Raw genomic sequence first — 13980 nt, forward strand, 5'->3', positions numbered from 1 at the left:
CACCCGTTCGCCACTCGAGTACCCAGCAAGCTGGGCCTTTCCGTTCGACTTGCATGTGTTAAGCACGCCGCCAGCGTTCGTCCTGAGCCAGGATCAAACTCTCCATGAAAAAATGTAGAAACCAAACCAACCCGAAAGGCCGGCGTTTCAACACAAAATCTTCAACCAGGAAAGCAAAACCTGACCAAAATAATCCTCAAAAAAACTGGCATCAAAAAATAAACTCATCAGCATCACGCGACAATCAAAGCCGCGGACACATCATCCAAGCAAACCATCTGACACCACAATATGGCATCAAACAATCCACCAACACACTATCGAGTTCTCAAAGAACACACACCCACCAGACGCCTTCGATGTGAAGCCGGCTCCGATGAGCTCTCCCAGAGCGCGAAAAATACTCGCGATCTTGTTCTCGGGAGTGGCCCGCACAGGCGGCCTGAGCGAGTGGCTCGGGCACTGTTACTTCCCCGGGGCTTGCGGCTCCGGGGGAGTTGCTCTCTGCGGTGCGTCGATTAAGTTACACAGGCGCGAACAACGCGTCAAATCGCCAGGTCAGAGGCCTAGTCTGGCGCCGGCGAAGCTCTTCTTGCCGCGACGCACCACCAACCACCGCCCGTGGAGCAGATCGGCGTCGGCCGGCTGCCACTCCGGGTCGGTGATCTTGGTGTTGTTCACGTAGGCGCCGCCCTCGGACACTGCACGGCGAGCAGCCTTGTTGGACTCCGATAGCTTCGTGTCGACCAGCAACTCGATGATCGTCGGACGGGCCTCGCCGTATTCGGCGATCGAGGTCTCCCCGACTGCGGCCGCGAGGGTCGCCTCGTCGAGTTCATCGAGCTCGGCCCGCCCGAACAGTGCCTGGCTGGCGAGTTGGACCGCATCGGTGTTGGCCTGACCGTGGATGAGGGTCGTCATCTCGGCGGCGAGTGTGCGCTGTGCGCGCCGCAGGTGCGGGGTCTCGGCGGTGGCACGTTCGAGTTCGTCGATCTCCTCGCGCCCCAGGAAGGTGAACCAGCGCAGGTAACGGATGACATCGGCGTCCGCCGTGTTCACGAAGTACTGGTACCAGGAGTAGGGGCTCGTCAGTTCCGGGTCGAGCCACAGACTGCCCCCACCCGTGGACTTGCCGAACTTCTTGCCATCCGACGAGGTCACGAGCGGAACCGTCATCCCGTGCAGTGCCGAGCCGTCGAGTCGACGGGCCAGATCCACGCCGCCCACGATGTTGCCCCACTGGTCGGAACCACCGATCTGCAGCACACATCCGTACCGGCGGTTCAGTTCCACGAAGTCGTTCGACTGCAGGAGCAGGTAGCTGAACTCCGCGTAGCTCATGCCGTCGGCCTCGAGGCGTCGCTTCACCGTGTCGCGCGCGAGCATCACGTTCACCGAGAAGTGCTTACCCAGGTCGCGGAGGAACTCGACCGCCGACAGCTTGCCGGTCCAGTCCAGGTTGTTCACCACCACGGCGCCCGTAGGGGTGTCGTCGATGTCGACGAACCGCCGAAGCTGCGCATCGATACGCGCGGCCCACTCGGCGACGGTGTCCGCCGAGTTCATCGTCCGCTCCCCCACCTCGCGGGGATCACCGATCAGACCGGTGGCACCACCTGCGAGGACGATCGGACGATGACCCGCCAACTGGAAACGCTTGAGGGTCAGCAACGGGACGAGGTGGCCGGCGTGCAGACTCGCCGCCGTCGGGTCGAAGCCCGCGTACAACGTGACCGGTCCGTTCGCGAGCGCCTCCCCCAGTGCACCGAGATCTGTGGACTGGGCGATCAGCCCGCGCCATTGCAGTTCGTCGAGGATGTCGACGGTGGCGGGGACGGCAGTCGGCCGGGAGGACTCGGCCGGTCGGGGGGGTTCGACGTTGTCAGCACTCACCCCTCGATCTTGTCATCCGACGAGATCGAGGTGCGGTCGAGGTGACTCCCGTTGGCGGGCTACTCCGGCCGAGAACCGACGATGCGCTCGTGCTCGGCGTCGTCGACCGTGCGCGCCTCGTCGACGAGCATCACCGGGATGCCGTCGGAGTCGATGCGGTAGGCGACATGCAGCCGCGGGTTGTAGAGCTCGTCGCCGGCGTCGACCAGCGGACCGTGGTCCTGCGGGCAGGCCAGGCGTTCGCGCACGATCGGGTCGATGGCCTCAGCGCGTGTCGTCACCCGGATCAGCCTAGGGCATTGCGCGTCGAGGACCCGCTCCAGTCCAGCTTCTCCGCCACGGTCCTCGTGTACCTGCGATAGCGCCCTTCGTCGTCGCGATACCAGACGCGCGCACCCGGTTTCGGAAGTCCGTCCTCGACCAGACCGGTGCTGAGCGGGCGGAACGACGCCGACTGCGGGATGTCGTCGACGACGTGGACGAGATGAGGGCGCTCTTCGGCCCGGTACTCCCCCAGCGCGATCCGCAGTTGTGTGACCGTGAGCGAGTCCGGCGTGACCCCGGGCCGGAGGGTCATCGCCGCGACGACGACCTGGTGGCCGGGTTCGCCGACCCCGTAGACGACGACCTGGTCGACGCTCTTCAGTCGGGACAGGGCGTGGGCGATCGGGGGGATGAACACCGGGCCGTCCGCGGTCCGGAGCACGCGGTCGGTCGCTCCGAGGAAGTACAGGTCGCCGTCGGCGTCGCGCACGAACAAGTGACCCGACACCTCCCACCGATCACGCGTCGTGAAGACGTCGCGGAGCACCGTCCCGTTGGTGTCGAACTTGTGCTTGGCCTTGGCGAGGAGCAGACCGGGCTCCCCCGTCTCCGCCCGGCGGACGAAGCCCGAGTCGTCGATGAGCAACCGGTCGCCGACGATGTCGTAGGCCGCGACCTCGACCGGGTTCGTCTCCGGCAGCGGCCGGCCGACGGAGGACAACTTGTCCCCGGAGACGTTCGCGAGGATCGCCGAGCCGTCGGCGGTCGCGAAGAACTCGAGGATGCGCGCGCGGGGGAAACTCGAGCACACGTCCTCCCAGAGTCCCGCCGACATACCCGAGCCCATGAACAACCGGATCGGGTTGTGCTGGTTGATGTGGAAGTCGGGGTCGCGAACGATGCCGCTGAGCATCGACCAGGTGTAGGACACGACGGTGATGCCGTAGCGCTGCACCTCGACGGCGAAGTTCTTGGGATCGATGCCGTTCGACAGCGCGATCCTCGACCGCCCGACCACCGTCGCCCCCAGGGTCGTGAGCAGCCCCGACGCGTGGTGCAGCGGCGGCAGGCAGTACACGGTGTCGCGGTCGGTGAGCGCCGCCGCGGCCGCGGCGCCGAAGGCCGACATCGCGAACCGGTGGTTGGTCACCGGCCATGGAACGAGCTTGCCGTAAGCCCGGCTGAACAGGATGAACCCGAGGTCACCCGCGAGGCCGGGGTCGGGCCGGTACCAGGTCGGCATCACGACTTCGTCGGGATCGATGCGTTCCATGTCGACGATCGAGGTGCCGTCCGCACCGTCGATCGCCCGGGAGTCGCCACTGCCGCCGCCGAGCACCAGGACACGGTCAGAGGCGGCACTGGCGAGATCGAGATTGGTGGGGTCGGTGACGATGACCGAACTGTCGGCGAGCCGCATCATCTCGCGGACGTCGGCGTCCGCGGCGAGCAGCACCGCCACCGCGCCCAGACGCGAGAGCGCCGCGATGACGACCAGGGCGCTCGGCCGGGTGTCCATCAGGACGCCGATGTGCTGACCGGGGCGGATGCAGCAGTCGACCAGCCCGGCCACCACGTTGTCGATACGCGTGTTCACCTGGGCGTGGGTGAGCACACGGTTCTCGAAGAGGAACAGTTCCTTGTCGCCGCCGCGCTTGGTGTTCTCGGCCATCAGCTTCGACAGGGAGATGCGCGTCCCGCTCTGGATCTGTCCCAGCCGGAACAGTCGGGGGACGGTCCGCACCGACTCCGAGGCGACCGCCCGCGAGGTGCGCTGCAGGGAGTTGGCCAGGCCGAGCAACTCGCGTGAGGCGGCGGTGCCGGCGTCGGCCACCGACCCCACACCGTGCGTGAGTCGCGACGACAGGCTGACCCCGCCGCCGTGACCCGGCTCGACGAGCGACATCTCGGAGACGAGTTCGGGGCGCGGACCGTTGTCGGAGAGCCAGTTCACCCAGTCGGAGGTCGTCGGCCAGGTGTGTTCACCGGCCGCGCTGCCGACCACGAGTCCGAAATGTCCGGCCGGCAGGGTGGATTCGTACACCTCCGCGTCGGGCGCGGCGCGGACGATGCCCCGTACCGCCGCCGGTTGCCCGATGTCGTCGGCATCGCCCACGAACGCGAGCACCGGGCAGGTGATCTCGGCGAGGGACACCAGATCGCCGTTGATCACGAAGCCGCCGGAGACCATGCGGTTGTGCGCCACGAACTGCCGGAGCAGCTCGGCGATCGCCGGGCCGGACCATGCGACCCAGCCGTCGGCCTCCAGGAAGCGGCGCTGGTCCTCCCGTGGGAGCAGCGCCTCACGATCGTGCAGACGGCGCAGGAAGTCGATGCGGCTGCGCACCGTCTTCACCGGATCCAGGAGCTGGAAGCCGGTGCGCGCCATCCAATCCCGCACCCAGAGATTGCGTGAGAACGCCTTGTCGGCCAGGAACTCGGCCGCCGGGGCCACCAGTCCCGCGGGCAGCCCCAGGGGCAGTGCGGCGAGGACGTCGACGGGGCTGCCGAACGTGATCAGACTCGCGATCCCCTTGGACCGGCGGTACGCCGCGGTCTGGTAGGCGAACATCCCGCCCTGCGAATACCCGGCGAGGTGGATGTCACGGCCGGTCGCCTCGACGATCAGGTCGATCGCGTGGCTGATCGCGACCACGTGGTCGGCGAGATTGCGTTCCATCCCGCCTTCTTCGGAGTCGGGTGACCCGAAGTCGACGACCCACGGCGTGATGCCGTTGCGGTGCAGAATCGACACCGCTCCGTTGTGCTCGGTGACGTCATAGACGTTGGCCGACACCATCATCGGCGGCACCAGGACGATGTTCGGGCCGGTCGACGGATCGTTCGGGAAATACCGACGCAGCCGGAACATCTTGTGTGTCTCGACGACCGCGAAAGGCGCCGGTTCGGTACCGGTCTCCAGTCCACCGAACCGCAGCACCTCGAGGCCGTTCTGCGCGGTGGCCAACACTCTGCCGACCGCCCCCACGAGATCGGGGCCCCCGTCCCACACCGCCATCGTGTCGATCCTCCCGTCGTCGGTGTACCGGCCTCACCAGCGCGTTGACTGACGCGGCGCCGGTGACACAGGTCACTGTACCCAGTCGTGCGGAATCAGCGGCGCCCGCCGTGCCCAGCGGTCCAGCGTGTCCGGAGATCGGCGGTCTGAGCCGTGACGACGTCGATCTGCCGCCGGACCTGTCCGGGTGCGGTGCCGCCGTGCGCGTTGCGCGACTCGACCGAACCGCGGACGGTCAGGACGTCACGCACCGCCGGCGTCAACGCCGGATGGACACCGGCCAGCGTCGCGTCGTCGAGTTCGTCCAGGCCGACGCCCCGGGACTCGGCCTCGCGGACACAAGCACCCGCGGCCTCGTGCGCCACCCGAAACGGCACGCCCTGTCGGACCATCCATTCGGCGATGTCGGTGGCCAGGGTGAAACCCGCCGGCGCGAGTTCGGCCATGCGGTCGGTGTGGAACTCGAGCGTGGCGACCAGGCCGGTCACCGCGGGCAGCAACAGCTCCAGTTGGGCCACCGCGTCGAAGACCGGTTCCTTGTCCTCCTGCAGATCCCGGTTGTAGGCCAGCGGTTGCGCCTTCAGTGTCGCCAGCAGTCCGGTGAGGTCGCCGATGAGACGACCGGCCTTGCCGCGCATGAGTTCGGCGACGTCCGGGTTCTTCTTCTGCGGCATGATCGAGCTGCCGGTGGACCACGCGTCGGCCAGCGTCACGTAGCCGAATTCCGGTGTGCTCCAGATGATCACCTCTTCGGACAACCGGGAGAGGTCGACTGCGATCATCGCGAAGACGAACGCGGCCTCCGCGGCGAAGTCGCGCGATGAGGTGGCATCGATCGAGTTCTCCGCGGGTGCGTCGAAGCCCAGGTCGGCGGCGATCGCCGCCGGATCGAGGCCCAGGGAGGAGCCGGCCAGGGCGCCGGAACCGTAGGGCGACACCGCGGTTCGACGATCCGCGTCGGCGAGCCGGTCGATGTCGCGCAGGAGTGGTTGCGCGTGCGCCAGCAGATGGTGCCCCAGCAGGACCGGCTGTGCGGCCTGCAGGTGCGTCTTGCCCGGCATGATCGCGTCGGGATGGGCCGCCGCCTGCGCGGTGAGCGCGTCGACGACGTCGAGCAGGCCCAGCGCGACCCGACGCATGGCGGCGCGCAACCACATCCGGAACAGGGTCGCGACCTGGTCGTTGCGTGACCGTCCCGCGCGTAACCGGCCCCCGAGTTCGGGACCCACGCGCTCGATCAGGCCGCGCTCGAGGGCGCCGTGGACGTCCTCGTCGGACTCGGCCGGCCCGAAGCTGCCGTCGGCGACATCGGCGGCGAGGCGATCGAGCCCGTCGAGCATGCCGGTGAGGTCCTCGGCGGTGAGCAGCCCGGCCTTGTTCAGCACCCGTGCATGCGCTTTGGACGCTTCGATGTCGAACGGGGCCAGGGCCCAGTCGAAGTGGGTCGACTTGCTCAGCGCGGCCATCGCCTCCGCCGGACCACCGGCGAAGCGACCGCCCCAGAGCGAACCCTGGTTGGTCGTCCCGCCGGTCTCCGGGCCGCTGCCGCCGCCGGTGCCCGCACTCACAGATTCAGGTCCCGCTTCGCGGCGATCTTCGACGACAGGCCGTGCAGCTCGACGAAGCCGCGGGCCGCGGACTGATCGAAGGTGTCGCCCTCGTCGTAGGTCGCGAGGTTGAAGTCGTAGAGCGACTCCGAGCTGCGGCGGCCGGTCGCGGCGATCGTGCCGCCGTGCAGGGTCAGCCGGATCTCGCCGGTCACGTGCTCCTGCGTGGAGGCGACGAACGCGTCCAGCGACCGCTTCAGCGGCGAGAACCAGAGACCGTCGTACACCAGCTCGGCCCACTTCTGGTCGGTGCCGCGCTTGTAGCGGCCGAGCTCGCGCTCGATGGTCACGTGCTCGAGTTCTTCGTGTGCGCGGATGAGAACCATGGCGCCGGGCGCCTCGTAGACCTCGCGGCTCTTGATGCCCACCAGGCGGTCCTCCACCACGTCGAGGCGTCCGACGCCCTGGGCGCCGGCCCGACGGTTGAGTTCCTGGATCGCCTCGAGGACGCTCACCGGGCGGCCGTCGATGCTGACCGGGCGGCCCTTGTCGAAGCCGATGATGACCTCGTCGGGCGAGTTCCAGTTGACGGTGGGGTCTTCGGTGTAGTCGTAGACGTCCTTCGTCGGCGCGTTCCACAGGTCCTCGAGGAAGCCGGTCTCGACCGCGCGTCCCCACACGTTCTGGTCGATCGAGAACGGCGACTTCTTGGTCACGTTGATCGGGATGTCGTTCTCCCCGGCGAAGGCGATCGCCTTCTCGCGGGTCCAGGCGTAGTCGCGGACCGGCGCGAGCACCTGCAGATCGGGCGCCAGGGTGGCAAAACCGACTTCGAAGCGGACCTGGTCGTTGCCCTTGCCGGTGCATCCGTGGGCGACGACGGTGCCGCCGTGATCACGGGCGGCCGTGACCAGGTGCTTGGCGATCAGCGGGCGCGACAGCGCCGAGACGAGCGGATAACGATCCATGTAGAGCGCATTCGAGGTGATCGCGCCGAGGCAGTACTCGTCGGCGAACTCGTCGCGGGCATCGACCACGACGGCCTCGACCGCGCCGCAGTCGAGTGCGCGCTGGCGGATGACCTCCATGTCCTCGCCGCCCTGACCGAGGTCGAGTGCCACGGCGACGACCTCTTTGCCGGTCTCCTTCTGGATCCAGCTGATCGCGACCGAGGTGTCCAAGCCGCCCGAGTATGCGAGTACGACACGTTCTGCCATGAGGTGAAGCTCCTGTTCTGCGCGATGACCGAGTCCATCATCGGCCCCGGTGTTCCGACGACACCGCCCGGGTATCCGGTTGGCGGCATCTCGGCTGTTCGTTTGGTGTGGTCTGCCGGTTCCGCGGAGGCGGAACCGAGAATGTCGATGCGGCGAGGGTTACACGAGGCCCTCGATCCGGCGGGCGAGTTCCGCTCCGTCGAGCGGCTCGCGCGCGACGACGAAGATCGTGTCGTCCCCGGCGATCGTCCCCACGACGTCGGGCAGGCGCGCCCGGTCGAGCGCAGCCGCCAAGTAGTGCGCGGCGCCCGGGGGCGTTCGCAACACCGCGAGGTTGCCACTGCTGTCGGTCGAGACCAGGAGGTCCGACACGAGCCGGCCGAGCCGGTCGGTGCCGCCGGACACCCCGCGGACGGGCGAACCGTCTTCGGGCACCACGTAGACCCCGGCGCCGCCGTCGGCGGCCCTGAGCTTCACGGCCCCGAGTTCGTCGAGGTCGCGCGACAGGGTGGCCTGGGTGGCGTCGACGCCCTCTTCGGCGAGCAACCGCTGCAGCTCCGACTGGCTGCGGACCTGATGCGTGGACAGGATCTCGATGATGCGCGCATGACGACCCGCCCGGGTGGCGGCGAGGCGGCTTTCCGAGGGTTCGGCTCCGGCGGTCATCGTGGGTGTCCGCTCACTGGTGGTCCAGCAGCCAGATCAGCAGCGCCTTCTGCGCATGCAGGCGGTTCTCCGCCTCGTCGAACACGACGCTGCGGGGTCCGTCGATCACCGAGGCGGTGATCTCGTCGCCACGATGGGCCGGCAGGCAGTGCAGCACGATCGCATCATCGGCGGCATGCATGAGCAGGTCATCGTTGATCTGGTACGGCCGGAACGGCGCCGTGCGGTCCTTTCCGTCGTCCTCTTGCCCCATCGACACCCAGGTGTCGGTCACCAGGACGTCGGCCCCCGTCGCGGCGGCGACGGGGTCGGTCTCGAGCGTCACCGAGCCGCCGGTCTGCGCGGCACGCTTCTCGGCGTCGGCGATCACCGCCGGGTCGGGCTGGAAACCGTCCGGCGAGCTGAGGACGACGTGCATGCCGGCCGTGACGCCGCCGAGCGCCAGCGAGTGCGCCATGTTGTTCGCACCGTCACCGAGGTACGTCATCGTCCGACCCGCCGGCGGACCCTTGTGCTCGGCGATCGTCTGCAGGTCGGCGAGCACCTGGCAAGGGTGGAACTCGTCGGACAGCGCGTTGACGACCGGCACCGTGGCGGTCGAGGACAGCGCTTCGAGCCGGTCCTGCCCGAACGTCCGCCACACGATGGCGTCGACGAAGCGGGACAGGACGAGGCCGGTGTCCTCCAGGGTCTCCTCGCGGCCGAGCTGTGTCGTCCGGCCGTCGACGACGACCGCATGACCGCCGAGCTGGGCGATGCCGACCTCGAACGAGAACCGGGTGCGGGTGGAGTTCTTGTCGAAGATCACCCCGACCCCGCGGGGGCCCTCCAGCGGCCGGAAGTCGAACGGCTTCGCCTTGACCTCGGCCGCGAGTGCGAGCACCTCGGCCTGCTCGGCCGGGGTCAGGTCGTCGTCGCGCAGGAAATGTCTGGTCATGGCTTGTCCCCCTCGTTCGATGTGGCGGCGGTGTCGAGCAGTGTCGGTAGCGCGCGCACGAAATCCTGTCCCTGCTCCTCGGTGAGGATCAGCGGCGGGGCCAGGCGCAGGACGTCGGGCGCGGGTGCGTTGATCAGGAACCCCGCGTCCCGGGCGGCGGCCTCGACGCGCTGCGAGAGCGGCTGCGTCAGCACGACACCGAGCAACAGGCCGGATCCACGCACATGCGAGACCAGCGGATGCTGCAGGTCCTCGATGCCGGTCGCGATCGACTTCCCCACCGCGGCAACGGAATCGAGGAGACCGTCGGCTTCGATGACCCTCAGGACGGCCAGCGCGGCGGCCGCACTGACCGGATTGCCACCGAAAGTGGTGCCGTGCTGGCCCGGCCCGAACAGGTCGGCCGCCGGGCCGGTGGCGATACACGCACCGATGGGGAGGCCACCGCCCAGCCCCTTCGCAAGCGTCATCACATCGGGGACCACGCCCACCTGCTGATGGGCGAAGAACGTACCGGTGCGGGCGACGCCGGTCTGCACCTCGTCGAGAATCAGCAGCGCGCCGCGCTCCTCGGTGATCCGGCGAGCGGCCGCCAGGTAGTCGGCCGGGGGCACGACGACGCCGGCCTCGCCGAGGATCGGTTCGAGGATCACCGCGGCGGTCTGGTCGGTGACCATGGCGTCGAGCGCGTCGACGTCACCGTAGGGAACGAACCGGACGCCCGGCGGCATCGGTTCGAACGGAGTGCGTTTGGCGGGCTGACCGGTCATCGCGAGCGCACCCATGGTGCGTCCGTGGAAGGCCTGCTCCGCCGCGACGATCTCGGGCCGTCCGGTCCGTCGGGCCAGTTTGAACGCGGCCTCGTTCGCCTCGGTGCCGGAGTTGCAGAAGAACACGCGACCCGGATGGCCGAACCGGCCGAGCAACGCCTCGGCGAGTTCGACGACGGGCGGGGCGATGTACAGATTCGACACGTGTCCGAGTGTCTGGAGCTGGCGGGTGACCGCGTCGACGATCGCCGGATGGGCGTGGCCGAGGGCGTTCACCGCGATCCCGCCGAGCAGGTCGAGGTAGCGCTTGCCATCGGCGTCGGTGACATACGCTCCCGAGCCCTCCACCAGGGCGATCGGGGGTGTGCCGTAGTTGTTCATCAGCGACTGTGCCCAGCGCTGCTGCAGTGGCGCGGTCATGCGTCCTCCTCAGGCACGACCACGGTGGTGCCGGTCGAGCTCTCGGTCAACAGTTCGGCCAGTACGGAATGGGCGACACGCCCGTCGATCACGTGTGCGCGGTCGACGCCGCCGGTGACGGCGCGGAGGCAGGCCTCCATCTTTGGGACCATGCCGGAATCCAGCGACGGCAACAGCGCGGTGAGTGTGTCGGTGTCGATCTGGGACACCAGGGATCCGCGGTCGGGCCAGTCCGTGTACAGGCCTTCGACATCGGTCAGCATCACCAGCCGGGACGCCCCCAGCGCCTCGGCGAGAGCACCGGCCGCGGTGTCGGCGTTGATGTTGTGCACCACCCCGTCGCGGTCCGGCGCGATCGTCGAGACGACCGGGATGCGGCCGGCGGCAACCAGATCCAGCACCGCCGAGGTGTTGACCGACGCGATGTCGCCGACGAGGCCGATGTCGGTGGGAACACCCTCGACGAGCACCGTGCGCCGCGTCGCGGTGAACAGGTGGGCATCCTCACCGGTGATGCCGACGGCATACGGTCCGTGCGAGTTGATCAGCCCCACGAGCTCCCGCCCGACCTGACCGAAGAGAACCATGCGGGCGACGTCCATGACCTCGGGGGTCGTCACCCGGAACCCGCCCTTGAACTCACCCGAGAGTCCCAGTCGCTTCAGCATCGCCGAGATCTGCGGGCCACCACCGTGAACCACCACGGGATGCATGCCGCAGGCGCGCAGAAAGACCATGTCCGCCGCGAACGCCTTCTTCAACTCGTCGTCGATCATGGCGTTGCCGCCGTACTTGACGACGACGGTCGCACCGGCGAGTCGCTGCAGCGCGGGCAGGGCCTCGGCGAGGACCTTCGCCTTGGCCAGGCCGGCCGCGGGGTCGATCGGGTGGACGCCCGATTTTGTCTCGCTCATGACGAATACGCCGAGTTCTCTTCGACGTACGCATGGGAGAGGTCGGTGGTCCGGACACTGGCCGCCGACTCTCCCAGCTTCAGGTCGACGACGACGGCGATGTCGGGGCCGGACAGGTCCACATCTCGCGCGCCCTCGACCCCGAAACCGTTCTCGCACACCGGGTTGCCGTTGAACGACACCGCGATCCGGTCGGGATCGACGGTCACCGGCGACGCGCCGACCGCGGCGAGTACCCGCCCCCAGTTCGGATCCGACCCGAAGAGGGCGGTCTTCACCAGCGAATCTCGCGCGACGGCACGGGCGACGGTCAGCGCGTCGTCCTCGGTGTGCGCCCCGGTGACCGTGATGACGACCCGCTTCGTGACGCCCTCGGCGTCGGCCATCATCTGGGCGGCGAGATCGTCGCAGACGGCGAACACCGCGTCGTCGAGATCGCTCTGCTCGACCGGGATCTGGCTGGCGCCCGAGCTCAGCAGCAGAACCGTGTCGTTCGTCGAGCACGAGCCGTCGATGTCGAGCCGGTCGAAGGTGCGTGCCGTCGCCCTGCGCAAGGCGGTGTCGAGCTGCTCGGTGGTGGCCACCGCGTCGGTGGTGAGCACGACCAGCATCGTCGCCAGCGACGGTGCCAGCATTCCGGCGCCCTTGCCCATGCCGCCCACGTTCCACCCCTGCGGATGGTGCAGCGCAGCCTGTTTGGGGACGGTGTCGGTGGTCATGATCGCGTGGGCCGCGTCGGTGCCGCCGGACAGGCCGCCGCCCATGTCCTGGACGATCTCGGTGACCCCGGCGAGGACCTTGTCCATCGGCAACCGGTCGCCGATCAGTCCGGTGGAGCACACCGCGACCTCCACGGCGCCCGTGCTGGTCCCCCAGCTGCTGAGCGCGTCGGCCACCGCCTCCGCGGTCTTGTGGGTGTCCTGGAAGCCGCCCGGTCCGGTACAGGCGTTCGCGCCGCCGGAGTTGAGGATCACGGTGCGCAGCCGGCCGGTGGTGAGGACCTGCTGTGACCACAGCACCGGTGCCGCCTTCACCTGGTTGCGGGTGAAGACGCCGGCGGCGGAGTGGTCGGGGCCCTCGTTGAAGACGAGTGCGAGGTCGAGCGCACCGGATGCCTTGATGCCCGCCGCGATTCCGGCGGCCCGGAAACCCAGGGGCGCGGTGACGCCCTGGTTCCGCACGAGCCGCGGGTGATCGCCAGGGGCGCCGCCCTCGATCCGGTCCTGCTCTGTTTCCGCGCTGCCCTGCGATCCGGTCACGGTGCCACTCCCACGGTGCTCAGTCCCTCGTTCTCGGTCCAGCCCAGCGCCAGGTTCATCGATTGGACCGCGGCGCCACCGGTCCCCTTGGTCAGGTTGTCGACTGCGCCGACGACCACGAGGGTCTGTGCGCGTTCGTCGACGGTCACGCCGAGCTGGACGGCGTTGGAGCCGATCACCGAACCGGTGGCAGGCAGCCGCCCCTCCGGCAGCACGTGCACGAACTCCTCGTCCGCATAGGCCTTCTCGTAGACCGCGCGGGCCTCCTCCGCGGTGGCCCCGGTGCGCGCGGTGCACGTCGCGAGGATGCCGCGGGCCATCGGGGCGAGGATGGGCGTGAACGAGACGGTCACCGGCTGTTCCGCGGCGGCCGAGAGCGCCTGGGAGATCTCCGGCGTGTGCCGGTGGACCCCGCCCACGCCGTAGGCCCGCGCGGACCCGATGACCTCGGACGCCAGCAGGTCGACCTTGGGCGACCGACCGGCACCCGATGCCCCGCTCACCGCGACGACGGTCACGTGCGGATCGGCGATGCCCGCGGCGATGGCCGGGAGCAACGACAGGATCGACACCGTCGGATAGCAACCGGGCACCGCGATCCGGCTCGCGTCCCGGAGCGTTTCCCGGTTGCCGGGCAACTCGGGCAGACCATACGGCCAGGTCCCGGCGTGGTCTCCGCCGTAGTACGACGTCCATTCACCGGCGTCGCGCAACCGGAAGTCGGCCCCGCAGTCGATGATCAGCGTCGTCGGCGGCAGGGCATCGGCGATCACCGCGGATGCGCCATGCGGCAGGCCCAAGAAGACGACGTCGTGTCCGGCGAGGATCTCCGGTGTCGTGTCCTCCAGGACCCGGTCGGCCAGCGGGAGCAGATGGGGATGGTGCGCACCCAGGAGCGTCCCGGCATTGCCACCCGCGGTGAGCGCGCCGATCTCGAGTTCGCCGGAGCGCAGACGGGGGTGCCCGCACAGCAACCGGAGTATCTCGCCACCCGCGTAGCCGCTCGCGCCGGCCACGGCCACCCTCACCCTGCTTGTCGAAGCCATGTGATCATTATGCAGCAGGCTGCAAATC

At 68.7% G+C, this 13980-nt stretch carries 11 protein-coding genes and 1 rRNA gene; all 12 read right to left on the reverse strand.

Annotation, left to right across the window (positions count from 1 at the left end; all coding sequences use genetic code 11):
- Window positions 1–109, reverse strand: a 16S ribosomal RNA gene (locus FFS52_RS19610); the annotation flags it as partial.
- 449 nt (window positions 110–558) lie between these two features.
- The gene (tyrS, locus tag FFS52_RS19615) at window positions 559–1893 is read right to left on the reverse strand and encodes a tyrosine--tRNA ligase (RefSeq protein WP_137810669.1); all 1335 of its coding nucleotides are present in this window, start codon (window positions 1891–1893) and stop codon (window positions 559–561) included.
- Window positions 1894–1952: 59 nt separating this feature from the next.
- Window positions 1953–2174 carry a Trm112 family protein gene (locus FFS52_RS19620; RefSeq protein WP_137810670.1) on the reverse strand — a complete coding sequence of 74 codons (222 nt, stop codon included), beginning with the start codon at window positions 2172–2174 and terminating at the stop codon, window positions 1953–1955.
- Window positions 2175–2179: 5 nt separating this feature from the next.
- Window positions 2180–5176, reverse strand: a complete 2997-nt coding sequence (locus FFS52_RS19625) for an AMP-binding protein (RefSeq protein WP_137810671.1) — start codon at window positions 5174–5176, stop codon at window positions 2180–2182.
- A gap of 95 nt (window positions 5177–5271) precedes the next feature.
- Window positions 5272–6744, reverse strand: coding sequence for an argininosuccinate lyase (gene argH, locus FFS52_RS19630; protein ID WP_137810672.1), 1473 nt, complete (start codon window positions 6742–6744; stop codon window positions 5272–5274).
- Window positions 6741–7940: an argininosuccinate synthase gene (locus tag FFS52_RS19635; protein WP_058253842.1), complete on the reverse strand. Its 1200-nt coding sequence runs from the start codon at window positions 7938–7940 to the stop codon at window positions 6741–6743. The genes argH and FFS52_RS19635 overlap by 4 nt, the downstream gene beginning before the upstream one ends.
- Before the next feature lie 159 nt (window positions 7941–8099).
- Window positions 8100–8606, reverse strand: a complete 507-nt coding sequence (locus FFS52_RS19640) for an arginine repressor (protein WP_010844368.1) — start codon at window positions 8604–8606, stop codon at window positions 8100–8102.
- 13 nt (window positions 8607–8619) lie between these two features.
- Entirely contained in the window at window positions 8620–9543 is a 924-nt protein-coding gene (gene argF, locus FFS52_RS19645) for an ornithine carbamoyltransferase (RefSeq protein WP_137810673.1), read from the reverse strand.
- Entirely contained in the window at window positions 9540–10733 is a 1194-nt protein-coding gene (locus FFS52_RS19650; protein WP_137810674.1) for an acetylornithine transaminase, read from the reverse strand. The genes argF and FFS52_RS19650 overlap by 4 nt, the downstream gene beginning before the upstream one ends.
- Entirely contained in the window at window positions 10730–11647 is a 918-nt protein-coding gene (gene argB / locus FFS52_RS19655) for an acetylglutamate kinase (protein ID WP_137810675.1), read from the reverse strand. The genes FFS52_RS19650 and argB overlap by 4 nt, the downstream gene beginning before the upstream one ends.
- Complete coding sequence (argJ, locus tag FFS52_RS19660) at window positions 11644–12906, reverse strand: bifunctional glutamate N-acetyltransferase/amino-acid acetyltransferase ArgJ (protein ID WP_137810676.1); 1263 nt, start codon at window positions 12904–12906, stop codon at window positions 11644–11646. The genes argB and argJ overlap by 4 nt, the downstream gene beginning before the upstream one ends.
- Window positions 12903–13952: an N-acetyl-gamma-glutamyl-phosphate reductase gene (gene argC / locus FFS52_RS19665; RefSeq protein WP_137810677.1), complete on the reverse strand. Its 1050-nt coding sequence runs from the start codon at window positions 13950–13952 to the stop codon at window positions 12903–12905. The genes argJ and argC overlap by 4 nt, the downstream gene beginning before the upstream one ends.
- Between the last annotated feature and the right edge of the window lie 28 nt (window positions 13953–13980).

This window comes from Gordonia sp. ALPHA1B1 (genome assembly GCF_005502615.1).
Taxonomy (GTDB): Bacteria; Actinomycetota; Actinomycetes; order Mycobacteriales; family Mycobacteriaceae; genus Gordonia; species Gordonia hongkongensis.

Coding starts and splice junctions, on each gene's coding strand:
- argC (WP_137810677.1), bottom strand. CDS start 13,952: ATGGCTTCGACAAGCAGGGTGAGGGTGGCCGTGGCCGGCGCGAGCGGC.
- argF (WP_137810673.1), bottom strand. CDS start 9,543: ATGACCAGACATTTCCTGCGCGACGACGACCTGACCCCGGCCGAGCAG.
- FFS52_RS19635 (WP_058253842.1), bottom strand. CDS start 7,940: ATGGCAGAACGTGTCGTACTCGCATACTCGGGCGGCTTGGACACCTCG.
- FFS52_RS19625 (WP_137810671.1), bottom strand. CDS start 5,176: ATGGCGGTGTGGGACGGGGGCCCCGATCTCGTGGGGGCGGTCGGCAGA.
- argB (WP_137810675.1), bottom strand. CDS start 11,647: ATGAGCGAGACAAAATCGGGCGTCCACCCGATCGACCCCGCGGCCGGC.
- FFS52_RS19650 (WP_137810674.1), bottom strand. CDS start 10,733: ATGACCGCGCCACTGCAGCAGCGCTGGGCACAGTCGCTGATGAACAAC.
- FFS52_RS19640 (WP_010844368.1), bottom strand. CDS start 8,606: ATGACCGCCGGAGCCGAACCCTCGGAAAGCCGCCTCGCCGCCACCCGG.